Here is a 6,000-nt window from a genome sequence, read left to right as displayed (position 1 = left end):
CGGCGAGACGCGCGAAGAGCTCTGCATCGATCCCGAGCGCGCGGTGCTGATCCGTAGCAATCCCGACGGGCGCGAACTCAGCGTCAGTATCGAGCCAGTGAGCCGCCTTCGCCACTGGTGTTCTTCCGAATATCTACGAATTTCACCTCTACACTCGGAGTTCCACTCACCTCTCTCGAACTCAAGACCAGGAGTTTTGGAGGCAGTTCCAGGGTTGAGCCCTGGGATTTCACCCCCAACTTTCTGATCCGCCTACGCGCGCTTTACGCCCAGTAATTCCGAACAACGCTAACCCCCTCCGTATTACCGCGGCTGCTGGCACGGAGTTAGCCGGGGTTTCTTTACCAGGTACTGTCATTATCATCCCTGGCGAAAGAGCTTTACGATCCTAAGACCTTCTTCACTCACGCGGCATGGCTAGATCAGGGTTGCCCCCATTGTCTAAGATTCCCCACTGCTGCCTCCCGTAGGAGTCTGGGCCGTGTCTCAGTCCCAGTGTTGCTGATCATCCTCTAAAACCAGCTATAGATCGTAGGCTTGGTAGGCCATTACCCCACCAACTACCTAATCTAACGCGGGCCGATCCAAATCCGATAAATCTTTCCCCCGAAGGGCGTATAAGGTATTACTCACCGTTTCCAGTGGCTATTCCTTAGATCTGGGTACGTTCCCACGCGTTACTAACCCGTCCGCCGCTCACCCGAAGGTGCGCTCGACTTGCATGTGTTAGGCCTGCCGCCAGCGTTCGTTCTGAGCCAGGATCAAACTCTCAAGTTGAAATGCTGTTGCCAGCATATCCTTGACGTTCGAACCTCTGCACATATTTGACCCAGCCGGCATGGCCGGGTCTCTCTGTCTGTCTGTGCTTAGGGTTTCATCAGAAACCGAAAGTCCATACAAACAGTGAAGCTGACACTCCATCATCGACCGAAGCCTAGGAGCGCGATATATGTGCAGTTGTTTGTTCATCGAAATGAACCAAACCGCCCACATATCTCTTCAGATATTATCAATGTCAAAGAGCGCGGACCCGAAAGTCCAGAGACAAAATCAAACCGGATGCGCCACTAACTTGCTGGCGCGCCCCGCCTAACTTGCCCCAATGTTGTTGCCGTCTGTCCCTCTAGAGCGTCGCTCCGTCGTTCCGTCTGGCGTCCCGTGCCGCGCTGTCTGCGCCGCCGGTGAGGGGGTATTTACGGTTAGACCCACAGAGTCGCAAGCCCCTTTTTCGCAAAATGTCATCTTTTTTACATTTTCCTGATTTTTACTGTAATTTTAATGGGTTACTTGCGGAATGTTTCGTGAGGCCCCTATTTTCCCTCATTTTATTGCGATGCAGCATCTGGGGGATATGTGGGCATCGGGGTTATCCACAGGGGCGCCGCCCGATCTGCCCTATAGAGAGGGGTGTGGGCCCCGGAATCGGCATCCGCTAGCGGGCGATTCCGGCTCAGCCGCGCTGAAACCGCATCGCGAGCCTGCCGGGACGCAGGCGCAGCAGCAGCAAGATCAGAATCACGGCCAGGAAGATCAGCGGACGCATCTGAAACCCTTTCACCAGCATGATGTAATGCACCGCGCCCAGCAGCGCCGCGGCATAGGTCAGCCGGTGCAACTGACGCCAGCGCGCGCCGAGGCGGCGGATCGACCAATTGTTCGAGGTGAGGGCCAGGGGAATGAACAAAGCGAAGCCCGCCATGCCGACAGTTATATAGGGGCGCTTCACAATGTCGGCCCAGACGCGGCCGAGGCTCTGGAGATCGAGCACCGCCCAAGCGAGGAAATGCGCCACCACGAAGATAAAGCACGACAGCCCAAGGGCGCGGCGGAACTTGAGGAGGTTGAGCCCCGTGTGGCGCCGCAGCGGCGTGACGGCGAGCCCCGCGATCAGGAGATAGAGTGCAGCCTCGCCCAAGGCGCGCTGCAACGCGACCACCGGCTCGACCCCGAGCCCGCCGGTCGCGCCGAGCCACACCAGCCAACCGACATAACCAAAGGCCAGCGGATAGGCGGGCCAGGCCGGGACGCGGCGGAGCTGGCGGTTTGCGGTCTCTATAAGAGAGCTGAAGGACACGGGCGCAACTGGATCGGCCACGGCTCAGAAGAACCGGGTGAGATCCATCCCCTTATAGAGAGAGGCCACCTCGTCCTCATAGCCGTTGAACATGAGGGTCGGCTGACGCTTGGCAAAGAGGCCGCCGCCGATGACCCGTTCGCTCGCCTGGCTCCAGCGGCGGTGATCCACCTCGGGGTTCACATTACTATAGAAGCCGTATTCGCGGGCATTGGCCTTGTTCCAGCTTGTCGGCGGCTCTTTGTCGGTGAGGGTGATCCGCACCACCGACTTGATCGATTTGAACCCGTATTTCCATGGCACCACCAGACGCAGCGGCGCGCCATTCTGATTTGGGATGTCACGGCCATAGATGCCGGTGGCCATGATGGTCAGCGGATGCATCGCCTCATCAAGGCGCAGACCTTCGACATAGGGCCAGTCGAGAACGCGGGTGCGGGTGCCGGGCATCTCTTCGGGGCGCAGCACGGTTTCGAAGGCGACATATTTCGCATCCGAGGCCACGCCCGCGAGATTGAGCAGATCGGCCAGCTCGAACCCGTTCCACGGCACCACCATCGACCAGGCCTCGACACAGCGGAAACGGTAGATGCGCTCTTCGATGGTCATCTTGGCGAGAATGTCCTCGAACGCGTATTGGCCGGGCCGTTCGACCAGACCGTCGATGGTGACGGACCAGGGCGCTGTGGTGAGCTGATGGGCGTTCTGGGCCGGGTCATCCTTGCCGGTGCCGAACTCATAGTAATTGTTGTAGCTGGTGATGTCTTCCCAGGGGTGCGGGGTCAGCGCCTCGGCATGGGCGGCCTGCGGCAGGCCCATGAGCGACGCCCCGGCAGCGCCGAGCGCCCCGGCCATGATCTGACGGCGGTTGAGAAACGCCGCTTCGGGCGTGATGTCATTTTCAGTCAGACGGTTGGTCCAGCGTCGCGCCATGGGGTAATTCCTCCGAGTTTCGGATGTAAGGTAATGGCGCCAGCGCGACCCAACAAATAAAGGAAAGTCACGATCTAGTCGGTTTTTGTAACAATGGTATTGGACAGGATCCGCCACGAAAGAGATCGGTTTCCGACACCTGGGCTGCACAGTCTCGCCCAAATGCCCGAATACATCAGGATCATGCTCCGCTTTAGGTCAGCGGAAGAGGTCACGAGTATACAGGGGTGTGGCTGATGCCATCGGGCACTTACACGTTTACAATGTATCGGATCAGCGGTTCGGCGAACTCTACGTTCACCGTGACGGATACGTTTACCGTGACGGTCTTTGACGAAGACGACGATTTCGGCGTCGGCGATGACAGCCCCAAGACCGAGACCGGGACATTGCCGGTGATTCAATCGATCTCCGGCCCAGCGCCGAGCGGATGGGCCGCCGGGCAGAGTTTTGTCTTTGGCGGCGCGCGGGGGATCGAGAGCGGCTCGGCCGCGGATGATTACCTCGTTCCCAAGGTGAACGGAGCCTTTACCCTTGGCGAGGCAATCTACTCCCTGCCCGGGGCGTCAACGCCATTGTTGGTCGGCCAGACCTATACGCGCAATGGCGCCTCGAGCAATGTGAACAGCGAGATCCCGGGTGACGTGCCTTGTTTCGTGGCCGGGACGATGATCGCCACGCAAAAGGGCGAAGTGGCGGTCGAGGATCTGCGGGCGGGCGACATGGTTCTGACGCGCGATGCGGGCTATCAGCCGATCCGCTGGATTTCCGGCCGGACGATCCAGAGCACGCGGGCGACGGCGCCGATTGTGTTTGGGGAGGGGACGTTGGGGGCGTGTCGGGAATTGCGGGTGTCGCCCAATCACCGGATGCTGATTTCGACGGCGGAGGCGGAGCTTTATTTCGGGGAGGCCGAGATATTGGTGCCGGCCAAGCATCTGACAGTGCTCAGGAATGTCTATCAAGAGGCCCCGGGGGAGGTGCGCTATTACCACTTTCTCTTTGATCAGCATCAGATTGTCTTTTCCAATGGCGCACTGAGCGAGAGCTTTCTGCCGGGCGAGCGGGCGATGGACGGGTTGGCAGAGGCTTCGCGGCGCGAGATTCTCGATATATTCCCGGACCTTATGGACATCACCCTGCCCCAACCGCAGATCGCGCGGACCTGTATTCGGGCGTTTGAGCGGCCCGTTCTCGAGGCCATGCTGCAGCGCGTCATGTGAAATCGAGGCGTTTTCGGTATCACGTCGGTATTACGACGGTATCGCGACAGTCTGGATTTTCAGGGTAGCCATACTGTGAACCTGCCAAAGATCCCCATCGCTTTCGCAGTCGGCCACGCCCAAGAAACTGCGCGCCCTCCCCCGCGACGACCCAGACAATATTGAACGCAAAACCAATGGAGACCATGAGGATTGAGGCGATGGCTTCGGTGCGGCGGTTGGGGGTTCGGGGTCGAAGGGCTGGGCACAGCCGCGGGGCAGCTGACAGGAAACGGCAGGATCAGACAGATTTTCCGGGCTCTTATCCGCGTGCCGGGTCGTCAGAGGCGGGAAAGGTTTGACCGGGGCGCGGTCAGGGCCCTAGCCTGTGGCAGTCTCATCAGAAAGGCAGGCCGATGCTTATGGAGACCTACCTGATCTATCTGGCAGCGGTTGCGGTGTTCTTTGCGACGCCGCCGGATACGAGCCAGCTTCTCATCATATCGAACAGCGTCCGCTATGGGCTCCGGCGCAGCGCCTTTACGATTGCCGGGGATCTCACGGCCAACAGCCTGCAGATGACGGGGGCGGCCTTTGGCTTGGCGGCGATCATTGCGACCTCTGCCAGCGCCTTTGTCTGGATCAAATGGCTCGGGGTGGCCTATCTGGTCTGGATCGGGTTGCAGTTGATCCTCGCCAAGGACCGGCCCGAGGATGTTGCCGCCACGGCCTCTGATCAATCGGCGCGGCTCTTTCGTCAGGGGTTTGTGACCTCGATGGCCAACCCATTCGCCGTGGTGTTTTTCGGCGCGCTCTTTCCGCAGTTCATCGACCCCATGATGCCGGTGCTGCCGCAGCTTTTGATCCTTGGGCTCACCTATCTGGTGGTGGATGGGGCGATCCTGCTGCTCTGGGGCTGGCTCGGCCTGCGGGCGGCGGCGGCGCTCAGGCGGTTTTCCTTTGGGCTGGTGAACAAGATCTGCGGCGCGTTGATGATCGCTGCGGCGATGCTGCTGGCCAGCAAGGATTTCGAGCCGGAACGATAAGGGCGCGGTCGACCGGGGTCAGCCGCCCGGCCCTAGCCGGCCAGCACCCAAAGCGCCGAGCCTCCGATGGTGAGGGACATGATCCGCGACCAGATCGTCGCGCCGGCGGGGCAGTTCAGGAGGCGCTGTGTCAGTTCGGAACAGAGGATGATGGTCACGAAGACAGCGAGCAGGGCGGCGACGGTGGCGCCCGTCAGGATCAGGATCTCTTGCGGGCCGACGAGGGTCAGATCGACGACGCGTGGCAGCAGCATGAAATAGATGACCACGGTTTGCGGGCTGCTCAGGCAGACGGTGAAGCCGATCAGCGCCGAGGTGAGCAGCCCATAGGCGCGGGCCGTCGCCTGCGTCGGCGCGGCTTGGGCGCGCCACATGCGGATCGCGACGAGGATGAGCAACCCGGCCCCGGCATATTTCGCGATGCTGAAAATCTCGGAATTTGCCTTGAGCCAGAAGCCGAGCCCGGCACAGATGGCGAGAATGACGAGCACGTCGCCGATGCAGATGCCGATGGCCATGGCGCAGGCGCCCCGGCGGTCGCGGCTGGCCGAGCGAGCGGCGAGAACGGCGACCAGCGGGCCCGGTGTCAGGGTCAGGGCGCCGAGGGTCATCATATAGGCAAATAGGGCCGTCGGCTCCATTGGTTCCCCTCCCCAAAGCGGCAGATCCATGCGCCTCTGGCGGCGCGAGCGGTCGCGGCGGAGTGTGCCATGAGAGCGTGCGCCAGCTAAGATCGGGGCGGGCG

General features: G+C 60.8%; 5 protein-coding genes and 1 other annotated feature. Of the genes, 2 read left to right on the top strand and 3 right to left on the bottom strand.

Features of this window, described 5'->3' with window-relative positions:
* Positions 1–39: 39 nt before the first annotated feature.
* Positions 40–777, bottom strand: a sequence feature (16S ribosomal RNA rRNA prediction is too short).
* A gap of 673 nt (positions 778–1,450) precedes the next feature.
* Entirely contained in the window at positions 1,451–2,074 is a 624-nt protein-coding gene (msrQ, locus tag WA237_RS05375; protein ID WP_336096925.1) for a protein-methionine-sulfoxide reductase heme-binding subunit MsrQ, read from the bottom strand.
* A gap of 24 nt (positions 2,075–2,098) precedes the next feature.
* Positions 2,099–3,007 carry a protein-methionine-sulfoxide reductase catalytic subunit MsrP gene (gene msrP / locus WA237_RS05370; protein WP_336096924.1) on the bottom strand — a complete coding sequence of 303 codons (909 nt, stop codon included), beginning with the start codon at positions 3,005–3,007 and terminating at the stop codon, positions 2,099–2,101.
* A gap of 236 nt (positions 3,008–3,243) precedes the next feature.
* On the opposite strand from msrP, the gene WA237_RS05365 reads away from it, so the two are divergent.
* Together WA237_RS05365 and WA237_RS05360 are read left to right on the top strand one after the other, a co-directional pair.
* On the top strand, positions 3,244–4,230 hold the full coding sequence (locus tag WA237_RS05365) for a Hint domain-containing protein (protein WP_336096923.1): 987 nt from the start codon (positions 3,244–3,246) through the stop codon (positions 4,228–4,230).
* 395 nt (positions 4,231–4,625) lie between these two features.
* The gene (locus WA237_RS05360; RefSeq protein ID WP_336096922.1) at positions 4,626–5,255 is read left to right on the top strand and encodes a LysE family translocator; all 630 of its coding nucleotides are present in this window, start codon (positions 4,626–4,628) and stop codon (positions 5,253–5,255) included.
* 32 nt (positions 5,256–5,287) lie between these two features.
* Here WA237_RS05360 and WA237_RS05355 read toward each other — a convergent pair whose 3' ends face one another.
* Positions 5,288–5,896, bottom strand: coding sequence for a LysE family translocator (locus WA237_RS05355; protein ID WP_336096921.1), 609 nt, complete (start codon positions 5,894–5,896; stop codon positions 5,288–5,290).
* Between the last annotated feature and the right edge of the window lie 104 nt (positions 5,897–6,000).

The sequence above is a fragment of the Roseovarius sp. CH_XMU1461 genome (assembly GCF_037027165.1).
GTDB lineage: Bacteria > Pseudomonadota > Alphaproteobacteria > Rhodobacterales > Rhodobacteraceae > Roseovarius > Roseovarius nubinhibens.
The sequence above is the reverse complement of the archived record's forward strand: the minus strand, read 5'-3'. Positions and strand labels throughout refer to the sequence as shown.